The 15,090-nt window shown below is 74.3% G+C and carries 8 protein-coding genes; 1 reads left to right on the top strand and 7 read right to left on the bottom strand.

Features of this window, described 5'->3' with window-relative positions:
- Nucleotide 1: 1 nt before the first annotated feature.
- The 6 genes from G3576_RS28995 to G3576_RS28970 form a co-directional block, all read right to left on the bottom strand.
- Entirely contained in the window at nucleotides 2–1,837 is a 1,836-nt protein-coding gene (locus tag G3576_RS28995) for a sulfotransferase family protein (protein WP_164697989.1), read from the bottom strand.
- A 128-nt stretch (nucleotides 1,838–1,965) separates the two neighbouring features.
- Nucleotides 1,966–3,207: a glycosyltransferase gene (locus G3576_RS28990; RefSeq protein ID WP_164697988.1), complete on the bottom strand. Its 1,242-nt coding sequence runs from the start codon at nucleotides 3,205–3,207 to the stop codon at nucleotides 1,966–1,968.
- Nucleotides 3,204–3,875 carry a CDP-alcohol phosphatidyltransferase family protein gene (locus tag G3576_RS28985; protein ID WP_164697987.1) on the bottom strand — a complete coding sequence of 224 codons (672 nt, stop codon included), beginning with the start codon at nucleotides 3,873–3,875 and terminating at the stop codon, nucleotides 3,204–3,206. Before G3576_RS28985 ends, G3576_RS28990 begins: the two co-directional genes overlap by 4 nt.
- Entirely contained in the window at nucleotides 3,872–5,110 is a 1,239-nt protein-coding gene (locus G3576_RS28980; RefSeq protein WP_164697986.1) for an aminotransferase class I/II-fold pyridoxal phosphate-dependent enzyme, read from the bottom strand. The genes G3576_RS28985 and G3576_RS28980 overlap by 4 nt, the downstream gene beginning before the upstream one ends.
- Entirely contained in the window at nucleotides 5,107–12,249 is a 7,143-nt protein-coding gene (locus G3576_RS28975; RefSeq protein ID WP_164697985.1) for a type I polyketide synthase, read from the bottom strand. The genes G3576_RS28980 and G3576_RS28975 overlap by 4 nt, the downstream gene beginning before the upstream one ends.
- Nucleotides 12,246–12,482, bottom strand: a complete 237-nt coding sequence (locus tag G3576_RS28970; RefSeq protein WP_164697984.1) for a hypothetical protein — start codon at nucleotides 12,480–12,482, stop codon at nucleotides 12,246–12,248. The genes G3576_RS28975 and G3576_RS28970 overlap by 4 nt, the downstream gene beginning before the upstream one ends.
- A 109-nt stretch (nucleotides 12,483–12,591) precedes the next feature.
- Between G3576_RS28970 and G3576_RS28965 the strand changes: the two genes are divergently transcribed.
- Nucleotides 12,592–13,404: an SDR family NAD(P)-dependent oxidoreductase gene (locus G3576_RS28965; protein ID WP_164697983.1), complete on the top strand. Its 813-nt coding sequence runs from the start codon at nucleotides 12,592–12,594 to the stop codon at nucleotides 13,402–13,404.
- A 317-nt stretch (nucleotides 13,405–13,721) separates the two neighbouring features.
- Here the strand turns inward: G3576_RS28965 and G3576_RS28960 are convergent, their stop codons facing one another.
- A complete protein-coding gene (locus G3576_RS28960; protein WP_164697982.1) occupies nucleotides 13,722–14,639 on the bottom strand; it encodes a PRC-barrel domain-containing protein in 918 nt (305 codons plus the stop codon).
- Between the last annotated feature and the right edge of the window lie 451 nt (nucleotides 14,640–15,090).

Here is a 15,090-nt window from a genome sequence, read left to right as displayed (position 1 = left end):
CCTATCGACGCCGCAGCGCTTCCTCGGTCAGCCAGTCCATGATGGCCACCAGGTTCTGCACCGCATCCGCCAGCACCCGCGTCGCGCGCGGGTCGCCCCGAGGGAAGGCCTCCGGGACCGCCTCCGGGCCCCTCTCCACGCGCGCGAAGCCCGGCGGCGCCGGTACCCCGGGAAGCCGGGCGAGGGATTGCGCCACCTGCCCCCGGACCTCCTCCTCCAGTCGCTGCCGCGCCTCCGGCGCCAGCCCGGCCGCCTCGGCGCCGGCCGCCACCAGGTCGATCGCCGCCGCGAACACATCGGCGGCGGTGAGGCATCCCGCGGCATGCTGCCAGCCGGCGGCGAAGCGCAGGTCGAAGCGGCGGCAGAAGGCTTCCGCCACGCGCCCGAAGGCGAGGACCGCCTCCATCTCCGTGGTCAGCATCGGCCGGGCGCGCAGCGCCCCGACGGCCTCGCGGAAGGCCACATGGCCACGGACGCGTTCCTCGCCGTAGTGGCGACGTTCCGCATCCACCGCATCGGCATCGGGCGGCGCGATCCAGTCATCCGCCGTGATCGCGAAGCCGGCAACCTCGATGCCCACCTCGGCCTCGGTCGGCAGCAGGATGGCCAGGTCGCACAGCCCCGGCTCCAGCACCGTGAACGGCGCCTGCAGCCGCCAGCGCCCGTCCGCCATCTGCTCCGCGACCGCGTCCGTCACCCGGTCGCCGCAACGCAGCCGCGCGCCGAGGATCGTATTGGCGTCGTTCGCGCCATAGACATCCAGCGCCAGCGCATAGCCGCCGGGCTCGCCGCGAAAGGACAGCCAGGGCTCACTGCGCGACCAGCGGCTGGCGTGGCCGTCGGCGCGCCGATGATGGGGATGCCAGCCTGGCCCGCCCGGCGGATCGGCGGCATCCCGCTCGATCCGCTCCCCGCGCCGAACCTCGCGTCCCATGTAGTCGGCCCGCGCGGACCGCGTGAGCCGCGGCTTCGCATCGATCATGCGGCAGGCTTCGCGGACCAGGATCTCATCGAGGCGGATGAAGGGCGCGATGGCGTCGGCGACACCGGGATTTCCCTCATCGCCGAAGGAGGTTCGTGCATTCAGCACCGGCAGGCGTCGCGGCAGGCGCAGGCCCAGATGGTCGAACAGTTCCGGCACCTGCGTCGCGAAGCGCTCCGTCAGCCCGATGAAGGACAGCCTCTCCAGCTTCGCCAACGCGACGTCGAGGATGGCATCCGCCTCCGCCTCCAGGAAGGCGCGGAAGGCCTCGCCCGTCTCGAACAGCGTGCAGGGCTCGCCGAACGCCAGGTCCTCGCAGCGTTCGCGCCCCAGCCGCGCCGTCAGGACGGGCCAGAGGCCCATCGACAGCGTCTGGTGGTTCCACATCGACGTCATCGCGATCGGATGCTCGGCGATGGCATCGAGGAAGCCCCAGATGTCGAGCGTCCTGAACCGCGCCATGGCGCGGGACGGCGCTTCCGGCGCCGCGGCCAGGTCCTCGTCGCTCGCCTGCGACCATTGCCGGCGCTCCGACAGGAAGCGGGACAGCGGGTCGCGGAAGAAGGCGAAGACGAAGGCGTCCGGTTCCTCGAACCAATCGATGGAGCCGTGGCCATGAATGTAGAGGTAGCGCGCTCGGTCCGCCTCGGTGATCCGGCTGGTGATCCGTTCATGCCGAAGGCTGCTGGCACGCGCCGTCCGGTCGCTGGCGATCAGGTCATCCAGCAGCGAATGCAGCGTCGTCCCCGCGGTCTTGCGGATGTGCAGGAAGCGCAGGCGCCGAGGCAGGGATTCGCCAGGCACCTCGTCCCGCAGCACCGGCTCGGCAGTCGCAAGGCACAACTCGGCGCTCATTCGGCATCGTCCGTGTCTTGGACCCAACGGGCCCGCATTGGGCAGCGGCGGGGCCGTGATCCAAACCCGAAATCCTGCCGGTCACCACCGTCGCAATGATCGCCCTCGCTCACCCATGAGTCAAACAATTAGCGATGTTCATCAACCTTAAGTTCTGTCGCTCGTGCCTGCGCCAGCGCCCGATGAACCCGCCGATAGAGCGCGACATTCGTGTTGACGGTGAAGGGCAGGAAGCTGCCGTCGCGACGCTCGATCGGCGTGAGGAGGCGTTGGGCCAGTTCCACCGCGTTGCCGATGTCGAAGAACTCGATCAGCCCCGGCATGGCGCGATCCAGCTGCAGGAAGTTCCGCGTCCGGGACGCGACGACGCGGCAGCCCAGTTCCAGCGCCATGGCGACCGCGCCGCTGCTGGTCTGCCCCACCTCGAGATAGGGCATCGCCACCACGTCGCAGATCGCCATCGCCCGCGCGAAATCCTCATCCCCCGGACTGCCCATGAAGTGCACGCGCCGCGCCATGGGCCCGCCACAGGCCTGCACGATGCGCTGGAGGTAGGGATCAATCGCCTGATGCGGCCGGTAGCGCTGCGCATGGACATTGCCGAACAGCAGCAGGTGATGCGTCTCCGGCAGCAGGCGCATCGCCTCGATCGCCGTCTCGATGCCCTTGTAGGGCGACAGGAAGCCGAAGACGCCGACCAGCACCGCATTGGCCGGCAGCGACGCGATCTGCGCGAATTCCGTCCGGCTGGCCGCTGCCCGCACGGCCTGCGCCTGCGCTGCCGTCAGGAAGGCCAGCGGGTGATGCTCCACCGTCCCGTAGCCATGCAGGTCCCGCAGCAGCCGCGCCTCCCGCGCGCCATGCACGATGATGGCGAAGGGGCCGCGCCGTTCCGCCTGCCGCATCAGCCCGTGCAGCCCGCGGGCCAGCCGCGCCTCATGCACCGCGGCGATGAAGCGGTCGAACACCTCCCGCGGCCTGCCGCCGCCGATCGTGCCCCAGCCCCCCGGCTCCGGCACCCGGTGCAGCGTGAGGGAGAGCGCCGGCGCCGCTTCCATCAGCCAGCGCAGCCGGCGCAGGATCCGCGGCGGCGTCAGGCCGAGCGTGCCGAATTCGAGCTGGATGTTCACGACGTCGAAGCCCGCGAGCCGTGCCGCGATCGCCTCGATGTGGCGGTCACCCAGCGCGGCGAGCCGCGGATGGCGCTGCAGCAGCAGGTCCTGGTCCAGGCCGAAGACCTCGACCTCCATCCAAGCCTGCAACTGCGGCGCGAGCGCCCGCGTGTAGCTCGCGATCCCGCACAGGGCATCGGTGGTGCTGACCATGGCCAGGCGGAGGCAAGGCGCCTCCCCCATCCCGCCCTCGCTCATCGCGCGACGCCGCCATCGCGGGCCGTGGCCTCGCGCAGATCGGCCCGCAGCGCCGCGCCATAGCCCCAGCCCATCGCCACCACCCAGGCCCAGCCGCCGAGGTCGAGCGCCGTCCACCCCGCCATCACCGGCGCCGCGGCCATGCCTGGCGGAGCCACCGCCAGCAGCGTCACCACGCCGGCGAAGATCACGCGCAGCTCCGTCGTGCCGACCGGCCCGGCCGAGAGGTCGAGCACATTCGTCACCGCCAGCCGCGCCGCCGCCAGGTTCACCAGCATGAAATGCAGCGCCACCGCGATGAAGGGCAGCGCCGGCCACATCAGGCCCGACACGGCGAAGCCGATGGCCATCGCCAGGTAGCCCAGCATGTCGAGCCCGTTGTCGAGGATGTAGCCCCGTCGCGGCCGCGCCATGCCACGATGCCGCGCCAGGCGGCCATCCAGCGAATCGCCGAACCAGTTGAGCGCGAGCCCGAGCACCGCCACCAGGCACCAGGCCGCGCCCTCCGCCGCCAGCGCGACGCCCAGCGCCGCGACCACCGCGCCGACCAGCCCGATGGCGGAGAGCATGTCCGGCATGACCCAGCGCGGCAGAATCGGCAGCAGCGCATCCAGCGCCCGCGCCTCCGGCGCCGCGAGCAGCCCACCATTCCGCCGCAGCGGCGTCATCCCGTGAGTTCCGCCAGCGCGGCCAGGGCGGCATCGATATCCGCGGGCGCGTGGTCGGCGGAGGCGAAGAAGCGCAGCCGCGCCGTCCCCTCCGGCACGCCCGGCGGCAGGACGGGGAAGGTGCAGATGCCCGCCTCCTCCAGCGTTTGCGCCGCGTGCAGCGTGGCCGGCACCTCGCCCAGGATCACCGGCACGATCCCCTCCCCCCACGCCGTCCCGGCATCGAGTCCGAGCGCCCGCACGCCCTCCAGCAGCCGCCGGCTATTCGCGCGCAGCCGAGCCACCCGCGCCGGCTCCCGCCGCAGCACGCCGAGGGCCGCCAGCGACGCCGCCGCGACCGGCGGGGGCATGCCGACGCTGAACACCAGCCCCGGCGCCCGCGCCCGCATGATGTCCACCAGCGCCCGCGACCCCGCGACATAGCCGCCGCAGCCGACCAGGGACTTGGACAGCGTGCCGAACCAGACCTCGACCTCGCGCGGGTCGATGCCGGCGTGTTCCGCGATGCCGCGCCCCGTCGCGCCGAGCACGCCGAGCGCATGCGCCTCGTCCATCATCAGCCAGGCGTCGTGGCGCTGCTTGATCCGCAGCAGGGCCCGCAGGTCCGGCCCATCGCCGGACATGGAGAAGAGCCCCTCGGAGACGATCAGCACCTTGTCATGCAGGTGCCGAGACCGGCGCAGGATCTCCTCGAGGTGGTCGAGGTCGTTGTGCCGGAAGGCGAGCCGCGCGGCGCGCGAGGAATCGGCGCCCAGCACCAGGCAGTTGTGGGCCAGTGCATCATGCACCACCAGGTCGCGCGGCCCCATCAGCGTCAGGATGACGGAGATCGCCGTCGCATGGCCGCTGACGAAGACCGCCGCGGCCTCCGCGCCGGTGAACGCCGCCAGCTCCCGCTCCAGCGCCCCATGCACGGGCCGCTCGCCGGAGGTCATTCGGCTGCCCCCCGCGGAGATGCCCCAGCGGGATGCCGCCTCCGCCGCCGCCGCCAGCACCTCCGGATGCCGGTTCAGGCCGAGATAGTCGTAGCTGGCGAAGTTGCGCATCACCCGGCCATCCAGCCGGGCCTGGCCCTCCGGCAGCGCCTCCCGCACCCGGTAGTAGGGATCGCGCACGCCGAGCACGCCGCCCCAGTAGCGCTCCTGCTCGATCTCCTCATGCAGGGGATGCTGCAGGAAGGGGTCATCGCGCGCCGGCGCCGCCGGCAGGGCGCGCTGCCTGACGGGGCGGCTCATGCCCGCGCCTCCCCCGCCACCGGCTCGGCCGGCTGCTGCTCGGGCGGCGGCGTGGCCTCGCCCTCCGGCACGGTGCCGACCAGGCCCGGCAGCAGCCGGTGCACCAGCTGCCGCGCGGATTGCCCGCCGCCCAGCGCCGCCAGCCCGGTCATCGCCGCGCCCGTCCGCTTCTCCAGCGCCAGGCGGAGTTCCAGCGCCATCAGCGAATCCAGGCCGAGGTCGATGAGGTTGCGGTCCGCATCCACCTCCTCCACCGGCAGGCGGAGAATACGCCCCACCTCCTCCCGCACCGCCGCCAGCAGCCGCTCCGCCGCCTCCTCCCGCGGCAGGGCGGCAAGGTCGAGCAGCGCGCCGGCCGCTTCCTCCTCCTCCACGCCGCCAGCGAACAATTCGGCGAAGAGCGGCGCCCGCACGGTCGCCAGCCCCCGTGCCCCCGCCGCCCAATGCGCGACGGTATAGGCGCTGACCACGGGCGCGGCGGCGGGATCGGCGAGCAGCCGCTCGAGATAGGCCAGCGCCTCCGCCGCGGTGACGCCCGCGACACCGGTCGAGGCCCGCAGCCGCTCCGCCAGGCCGCGCGTCCGCGCGACGACGCCGACATCCGCGATGGCGCCCCAGCACACCGCCAGCGCCGGCAGGCCCTGCCCGCGCAACTCCCGCATGGCGCCTTCCAGGAAGCCATTGGCGGCGACATAGGCGCCCTGGCCGGGACTGCCGACCATGGTGGTCACGGAGGAACAGGCGAGCAGGTATTGCAGGCCCTGCCCCACCAGCGTCGTCCCCACGGCGCGGATGCCATCGACCTTGGGCGCCAGCACGCGGTCCAGCGTCTCCGCCGTCACGCCCTGCAGCAGCCCGTCCTCCAGCACCATGGCGGCGTGGACGACCCCCGCAATGGCGCCATGCGCCGCCCGCCAGCGTTCCACCGCGCCCGCCATCGCGGCCGCGTCGGTCACGTCCAGCGCCTCGACCTCGAAGACGACGCCGCTCGCCCGCAGCGCCTCGATCCGCGCCAGGGCGTCGTCATCCACCAGCCCGCGCCGCGACGCGACGAGGATCGCCCTCGCCCCCCGCTCCGCCAGCCAGAAGGCGATGGCCAGCCCGAAGCCGCCCGTCCCACCCAGCACCACATGCAGCCCTGGCGCAGGGACGAAGCCCGCCGCCGCGCGGGCCGCGCCCTGCCGCGCCGGCCGCACCACGATCTTGCCCACATGGCCGGAGGCCTGCATCAGCCGGAACGCGTCGCTGACCGCCGGCCCCTCCAGCACCAGAGTCGGCAAGGGCAGGGTCTTCCCGCCCGCTACCGCATCCAGCGCCGCCGCCGCCGCTTCCAGCGCCACCGCCGGCGCATGCGCCAGCAGCTGGTCCAGATCGACGCCGATGAAGGCGATGTTGCGCGCGAAGGGCCGCAGGCCGAGCCGTGTGTTCTCCAGGAAATCGCGCTTGCCGAGTTCGACGAAGCGCCCGAAGGGCCGCACCAGGCGCAGCGTGGCGCGCATCGCCTCCCCGGCCACGGCGTTCAGCACGACATCGACGCCATCCGCCACGGCGCGCACCTGCGCCTCGAAGTCCGGCGCGCGCGAATCCACCACGGCATCGGCGCCGAGCCGCCGCAGCAGCGCGCGCTTCTCCGGCGTGCCCGCCGCCGCGATCACCCGCGCGCCCCGCGCCCGCGCGATGCCGAGCGCCGCCAGCCCCACCGCGCCCGCCCCGCCATGCACGAGCAGCGTCTCCCCGGCCCGCAGCCCCGCACGGTCCACCAGCGCGTGCCAGGCCGTGGTGGCCGCCACCGGCAGCGCGGCCGCGGCCTCGATCGGCATCCCCGCCGGCGCCGGCAGCAGCTGCGCGGCCTTCACCACCAGATGCGAGGCGAAGGCATTCTCCGCGAAGCCCACGACCGCCGCGCCGGGCCGCAGGTGGTCCGGCACCCCTTCCCCCACGCGCAGCACATGCCCCGCGAATTCGAAGCCGAGGCTCCCGCCCGTCAGACCCTCCCCCAGGATCTCCTCGTCCAGCAGCCCGATGGCCAGCATCACGTCGCGGAAATTGAGCCCCGTGGCCGCCACCGCGACCTCGACCTCCCCTGGCCCGGGCGCCGTGCGGGGCGCCAGCACCCAGCCCAGGCCATCGATCCCCGTGCCCTGCTGCACCAGCAGCGTCCGCTCATCCTCACCCGGCGCGCACGGCGCCGGCCGACCGCGCCGCAGCCGGGCCACGGTCATGCCCGCCGCATCCACCCGGATGTCCCGCTCCCCGGCATCGAGGAAGGCGCGCAGCCCCGGCACGACGCCATCGGCGGTCGCGCCATCGGCCAGCCGCAGCACGCCCATCGCCACCGCCTGGCATTCATTGGCCAGGCTGCGCACCACCGCGCCGGTTGCCGCCGCCAGCGCGCCGTCGCCCTCCACCACCACCAGCAGCCGGCGTCCGGGCGCCGCGGCCAGCGCCTGCGCCAGGTCGCGCAGCCTCAGGATGCGGTCCCGCAGCGCAGCCCGCTCCGCCATCGCCGGCCCCGGCTCCAGGTCCAGCACCAGCTCGCCTTCCGCCGGATCGGGCAGGCCGGCGCCATGAGCGCGCAGCTCCAGGTCGGGGAACAGCGCGCGCGCCCGGCCCATCGCGGCCTGCCGCACCCGCATGGGCGGCAGCGCAGGGGCTGGCGGCGCCGCGACGGCATCCGTGCCGCCCAGCAGCATCAGCCCTGCGCCATCGGCGTCCAGCCGCTCCGCCACCACCGGGCCGAGGCCGGCGGCCAGCACCGCCCCCCGCGTCTCCGCCGGCAGGGGCCATTGGCCGACCGGCGCTTCGGGGTCCGCCGTCAGCGCCCACCACCCCTCCTCCGCCCCACGCAGCAGGTCGATCACCGGCAGATGCGGCGGCACGCCCAGCAGCAGGGGCACCCCGCCGCCCAGCGCCCGCATCTGCCGCAGCGGCTGGGAAAGCGAGGCGTCCAGCGGCTGGACCGCGACGACAGCCACCAGATCCGGCAGCGCCGCCCGAGCCTCCGCCGCCTCCCGCACCGGCACCAGGCCGCGCGCGCCGAGACGCGCCAGCACCGCCTCCGCCTGCCGCGGCGTGGCGGTCAGCACCTCCGCCACCAGCCTCCCCTCCCGCAGCGCGGGCAGCAGGCGCGGCAGCAGCCCCTCCAGCCCGGGCTCGAGCAGCGCGACCCTCAGCGGCGCGCCTTGCCCCGCCCGGGCCAGGATCACGGAGGCCACGGCCTCCATCGTCGGCGCCACCAGCCGCGACCGCGCCAGCCAGCCATCCGCCAGCGAGGGCTCCGGGGCCGCGGGCACGCCGCTGCGCAGGAACTCGCCCAGCCGGTCCATGGCATGCGAGGCCAGGCGAAGATCGGCCACCGCCGCCGGGCAGCGCCGCAGCAGGTCGCGCAGCGCCGCTTCAGGATCGGCGGGCGAACGCCCCTCCCGCAGGACCTCCCGCAGCGCGTGCCACAGCGGCCGCGCCGTCGCCGGCACCGCCTCCTCCGGGTCGGCCGGCAAGCGCCCGGCCAGGGCCACCGCCCAGTCGGACAGCGCGGCCGCCACCTCCGGCTCCGCCGTCAACGCCGGCAGCGCCGGCGCCTCCCGCAGGGCCAGGCGCCGCCTCCCCGCGTCATGGTCGCAGGGCAGGATGATGCGGTCCGCATCGCGCCAGGCCGCGAAGACGACGCGCCGCATCACGGCGCCGTCCACCCGTGCCACCAGCGCCCCGTCGGCGCCCATCAGGTCCACATCCACCACGCGGGTGCCCCGGCTGCGGCGCACCACCCGGGCGACGGCCCGCGCGATGCGCGCCCGCGGCACGAAGAGCGACAGGCGCCCGACGCGCACCGGCAACTCCCCCGCCGCGCAGTTCGGCACCGGCATCAGGTCCAGGAACAGCCCGTGCAGCGCCGCGTCCAGCGTCGCGGGATCGGTCACCATGATCGGCGGGAAGGCACCGAGGTCCGGCGCCGGCCCCTCCAGCACCGCCGCGAAGCCGCCCGAGAATCGCGTCAGCGCCGTCACGGCCCGGAAGGCCCCGCCATAGTCCAGCCGCGCGCGCGCCGCCGCGGCATAGACCTCGCGGGCCTCCACCGGCGTGCCCGCCTCGGCCGGCAGCGCCGGTGCCGGCGCCTCCCCGGCCAGGACCTGCGCGGTGCCGCGGGCATGCAGCACGAAGGGCTCGCCATGGTCGGTGCGGGCGCGGGACCGCACGGCCAGCACCTGGTCGGCCGGGTCGAAGGTGATGCTCACCTCCCGCGTCTGACCGGGCTCCAGCACCAGGGCGCGCAGGATGTCGAGGTCATGCAGCCGCAGCCGCGCCGTGCCCAGCACCTGCTCCGCCACCGCCGCCATCATCTCGATGAACCCGGTGGCGGGCAGCACCGCCTGGCCGTCCACGCGGTGCCCGGCGAGGAAGGGCACGGTTTCCAGGCTCAGCCGGTGCCGCCACTCCAGCCCGCCCGGCGCCACGCGCAGCCCGGCCAGGGGATGGCATCCCGGGCTGCCGGCCTCGCCCTCATAGAGCCCATAGGCCTCCGGCGTCCGTTCGATCAGGTGATGCGCGCGGTTCCAGGCCATGGGCGGCAGCACGCGCCGGCCTTGCCCGCGCGCCACGCCCCAACCCCGCGGCACCGCGCCCCGCGCCACCGCCTCCGCCAGGATGGCGCGGATCGGGTCGCTCCCCGCCGGCGGGTTGGGCGCCAGGCTGCCCATCACGGCCACCGCCTGCCCCGCCCGCCGCGCCACATCGGCCATGGCATTGCCCAGCAGCGGCCGGGGCCCGATCTCGATGAACAGCTCCGCCTGCCCGATCGCCGCCGCCATCGCTGGCGCGAAGAGCACGGGGGAGCGGATATTGTCCCACCAGTATCCGGCGCCGAGCGTGACCCCCGGGGCGATCGCCCCCGTCACGGCGGAGACCAGCGGCACCTGCCCCGCCGCCGGCGCCAGCCCCGCCAGGGCCCGCAGCACCGTGTCGCGCTCCGGCTCCAGCAGCGCGTGGTGGAAGGGGTAGTCGATGTCGAGCAGGACGGAGGGAATGCCCTCCCGCCGCGCCGCGGCCATCACCGCGCGGATCGCGGCGGCAGGGCCGGAGATGGTGGTGGAGGCCGGGCCATTCTCCGCCGCCACCTCGACCCGCGCGGCAGGGGACGCCCCCTCCTCCCGCGCCAGCGCCTCGGCCAGGGCGCGGGCGCGCCCGGCCTCGCAGCCCAGCACCGCCATGCGGCCGAGGCCGCGGATCGCCTCCTGGCAGGCGCTGCGGGCCGCGATGACATGCGCGGCCTGGGCACGGTCCAGGATGCCGGCCGCCGCCGCCGCCGCGACCTCCCCCACCGAATGGCCGAGCACCAGCGCCGGCGCCAGCCCCTCCGCCGCCAGCGCATCCACCAGCCCCATCTGGATGGCATAAAGCGCCGTCTGCGCCGCCGTGGTGGCGGCCAGGCGCTCCTCCGCATCCGGCGCGTGCAGCGTCTCCAGCGGGCAGGTGCCGCCGGCATCGCGGATCAGCGCCGCGGTCGCCTCCACGCTCGCGCGGAAGACGGCGGAGCGCTCCAGCGCCTCCAGCGCCATGCCGGCATATTGGCAGCCATTGCCGGTGAAGACGAAGGCAATGCGGGCCCGGGGGGCGATCGCCTCCCCGCTTCGCCCCCCCATCCCGCGCAGGGCCGCGGCGGGATCGGCTACCTCCTTGAGGTCCACCACCAGGCGATGGCGCAGCAGGTCGCGCGTTGCGGCGGCGGCCGCCGCCACCGCGGCTCCGCCGAGGCTCTCGACCGCCGGCGCATAGGAAGCGGCCAGTCGCGCCAGCCCCTCCCGCGTCGGGGCGGAGATCACCAGCAGGTCCGGCGCCGCCGCCGCCGGTGCCTCGGCGCGCTGGACACCCTCCAGGATGGCGTGGGCGTTGGTGCCGCCGAAACCGTAGTTGCAGATGCCAGCCAGCAGCGGGCCCGTCGCCGGCAGGTCCAGGGCCTGGCGGGCCGGCGCCAGCTTCAGCGCCGCCACGTCGATGGCGGGATTGATGGCATCGAGGTGCAGCGTCGCGGGCAGGTGCCGGTGCTCCAGCGCCAGCATCGCCTTGGCCAGTCCCGCCAGGCCCGACACCGCCTCGAGATGCCCGATATTCGACTTTACCGAGCCCACGGGCAGAAGCCGGTCGCGCGGCTGCCCCAGCGCCTCCCCGATCGCCCGCGCCTCCACCGGGTCCCCGACCGCGGTGCCGGTGCCATGCGCCTCGACGAAGGCGAGCGAGCGGGGGCTGATCCCGGCCTGCGCATAGGTCGCCGCCAGCAGCGCCCGCTGCCCCTCCACCGAGGGGAAGGCGATGCCGTTCTTCCGCCCATCCGAATTGGTGCCGATGGCGCGCAGCCTGGCCCGCGCCGGCAGCGGGCGATCCGCCCCCGGCCGCCCGAGCACCAGCGCCACCGCGCCCTCCGCCCGCACATAGCCATCGGCCGCCGCGGAGAAGGGCCGGCAGCGCCCGGTCGGCGACAGCATGCCCGCGCGTGAGAAGCCCACGAAGGGCGCCGGCGAGGACAGGATGTTCACCCCCGCCACCACCGCCATCTCCACCTCCCCGCGCTCCAGCGCCACCGCCGCCTGGTGCAGCGCGACGAGGGAGGAGGAGCAGGCGGTATCGACCGTCAGGCTCGGCCCGCGCAGGTCGAAGACGTAGGAGATGCGGTTGGCAAGGATGGAGAGGCTGTTGCCGACCATGAAATGCGCGCCGATCGCGCCGAGGTCGAGCAGCGGCACATCCGCGTAGTCGGTTGCGGAGGCGCCGACAAAGACGCCGACCCGCCGCCGCGCGAGGCTGGAGGGCGGGATGCCCGCATCCTCCATCGCCTCCCACACCACCTCCAGCAGCACCCGCTGCTGCGGATCGGTCTGCGCGGCCTCCCGCGGGGAGAAGCCGAAGGCGGCGGCGTCGAAGCCGAAGACATCGTCGAGGTAGCCACCCGCGAAGGTGTAGGTCGTGCCGCGCGCGGCCCGGTCCGGACTCAGGAAGCGCTCCGGCCGCCAGCGCCCCGCCGGGACCGAATCGGAGACGGTGCAACGCCCCTGAAGCAGCGCCGTCCAGAAGGCGTCGAGGCCCGGCGCACCCGGCAGGCGGGCGGCAAGGCCCAGGACATCAAGCCCCTTCTCCGGCGCGCAGATCACCCGGCTGGCCCCGCCGCGGCGCCCGATGGGCAGCGGCCGATCGACCAGGGGGCGGTGGCGCCCGCATGCGGGTCACGCGGCAAGGGCGCCTCCATCATCCCATTGATCCCGGCAGTGTCTGGCTGGACGATGTGCCGCCGCCGCGACGGCCCGCCGAGGAAGGGGGCACCACCAGCACAGCCGATGGAATGCGGGGCGCCGGCGAGGTCCGGATGGTCGTTGGCATCGCGCATTTATATTCACCGCCGCTTGCCGGCCGAAAGAGGAAAGAAAGCATTTCGCGATTTATCCTGGCCATCATCAACTATATGGTTTGCACCACCGGAGGCTTCAGGACGACGCGTGGGACTGGCCATCATCACCGGCGGATCCAGCGGCATCGGGTTGGCGATGGCCCGCGAACTGCTCTCGGCGGGCATGGAGGTGCTGGCGATCGCGCGGGGCGAGGACAGGCTCCGCGCCGCCCGCGCGGAACTGGGCGCAGCGGGCGCCCGCTATGCGACCACCGCCTGCGATGTCCGGGACGCCTTGGCCCTGCGGGCAGCCTGCGGCGCGTCCATTCTTCGGCACGGGCCGCCAACGCTGGTGATCGCCTGCGCGGGCATCGCGAAGCCGGGCGTGTTCCTGGACCTGCCGCTGGCCGATCATGAGGCGGCGATGGCAACCAACTACCTGGGCAGTCTCAACCTGGCCCATGCATGCCTTCCCGCCATGGCGGAGGCCAGGCAGGGCCGGCTCCTGCTCGTCTCCTCGGCGGCAGCGCTCGGCTCCTTCCATGGCTTTTCCGCCTATGCACCGTCGAAGGCCGCGCTGCGCGCCCTTGGCGATGTGCTGGCGCTGGAGATGGCCCCGCACGGCGTCACCGTGACAGTCGCCTTCCCGGGCGACACCGACACGCCGCAACTGCGAGCCGAGATCGCTGAGCGCCCACCCGTCGCGCGCCGCTACCTGCGCGACGCGCCCATCCTGTCGGCGGAGGCTGTTGCACGGAGCCTGCTGTCCGCGACGCTGTCGGGCCGCCGCTACGCCGCGCCGGGGCTGGGGCCGCGAGCGATGCTGGCCTTCCCGCGCATCAGCGACTGGTACGGGCGGTGGTGCCAGGCGCGCCTGGCGCGCGACTTGTCCCGCGACGTGGCAGGGCCGCCAGACGGCTGATCCGGCGGCGTCCGGCCTGGGGGCAGGAACTCGCGGGACCGGCCGTTGCAGGTCAGGGTGCCGGCCGGGCTGTTGGATGCGGTGGCGCCATTCGGCGGCCGCGCGGCGGAAAGCCGCCTGGCGCCCTGGGCGAGGCGATGCCGCCGCGCAGGGTCATATCGCGTGCCGTGCAGCGGGAGAGCGATCGCGGGCTGCCCCTCCGTCGGGTCGCGCAGGCAGAAGGCCGCCTGCGAGGCAGATGACGACGGCTTCGTCGGCAGCGCCACGCGGAGCCGGGAGCGGCGGGCGGCACCGCGCCACGCCGCCCCGGCCTTCCATCAGCCGCCGCCGCCGGTCGCGGCGGATTGGCCAGACCAGAAGGCGCGCACGTCCTCCGCCAGCCGCCCATGGGCCTCCGGCGTGCGGGACAGGTTGCGGTCCAGGCGCGGCGCCGCGTCCATCTGCGCCCGCGTCGCATCCAGCACGAAGGCATCAAGGCCAGGCGTGACGCGCAGGGCCTGCCAGGGCACCGCCACATGACCGCCCCCGACGCCGAGGAAGCCGCCCCGTCGCACGACCGCGAGCGCGGGTTCGCCGCCTGGGCCGATGACCAGATCGGCGACCCTGCCGAGGTATTCGTCCCGGGGGTTACGCAGATCGGTGCCCTCGATCACCTCCGACGGCAGCGGCCCGGCCTCGGCCACGGGACGGGCGATGGCGAGCTGCTTCTCGCGCCAGCTGCTGATGTCGGCAGGCCGCACGCCGGCCTGACGGAGGCGTTCGATATAGCCCTCATAATCCTGCTCGGCCGCCGCGAGCACGGCCCGGCAGGGTTCCTCCCGCCCCGTCTGGCCGAGGATCTGGGCCGCTGCGAAGAGCATGCGAAGCGCCTGTGCAGGCGCGCCGTCCCAATCCACCGCGGCGAAGGGGCTGACGCCCCCATCGGTGCCCGCATCGGTGCCCGCCGGGGGGCGCGTCGGAGCAGCGCCCGCTGCCACGGCGCCGCCAGGCGCCACAAGCCCTGGTGCGCGCACGCCCATGTTCGGCTCCGTCCCGGGCGGGGTCGCGACGCCGCTCCACCCCAGGCTCGCCCGGTAGCCCGACAGCCAGAAGCCGTCCTGGTCCATCCGGCGGTCCAGCGCGCCGAGGCTGTCGAGGCAGGACGCGGAAGGCGCCCCCTGCGCGGCGGCCGGCCCGGCCAGCAGCGTCACCAGCGCCAGGCCTGCGGCCATCCGTGTCGTGAGGCCGATCATCATCCCTCCTCCTTGCCCGTTGGACCCTGCGCCAGAGCGCAGTGTCACGGCCGAACGGCACCCTCGGATCGCGGTTCGGCGCCGGCGGCGATTTCCCGAATCCTTCCGTTGGTTCGTCTGGCAGGCCGGACAGGCGGCCTCACCGCCGAACGCCGGGCCTCGCCCCGTTCGTGGCAGCGGACATGTCACGGTGCCGTTCAGGCGGAGATCGGGGCGTCGACGCGCTGGGCCAGCATCGCCTGGCACCGCCTTTGTCGTCGGTCCCTGGTTGGTGGTACGCGGTTGGGGAAGCGGCCGCCCTGGCGTCTTTGCTGCGCGTCTCCGGGGCTGGACGTGCGAAAGCCCCCGCGGCGGTGGCCGTGGGGGCTTTGGAGGTATCATTGGGATGCGGGGACAGGATTTGAACCTGTGACCTTCAGGTTATGAGCCTGACGAGCTACCGGGCTGCTCCACC

The organism is Falsiroseomonas algicola, from assembly GCF_011040385.1.
GTDB lineage: Bacteria > Pseudomonadota > Alphaproteobacteria > Acetobacterales > Acetobacteraceae > Falsiroseomonas > Falsiroseomonas algicola.
This window is presented reverse-complemented; position numbering and strand designations above follow the sequence as displayed.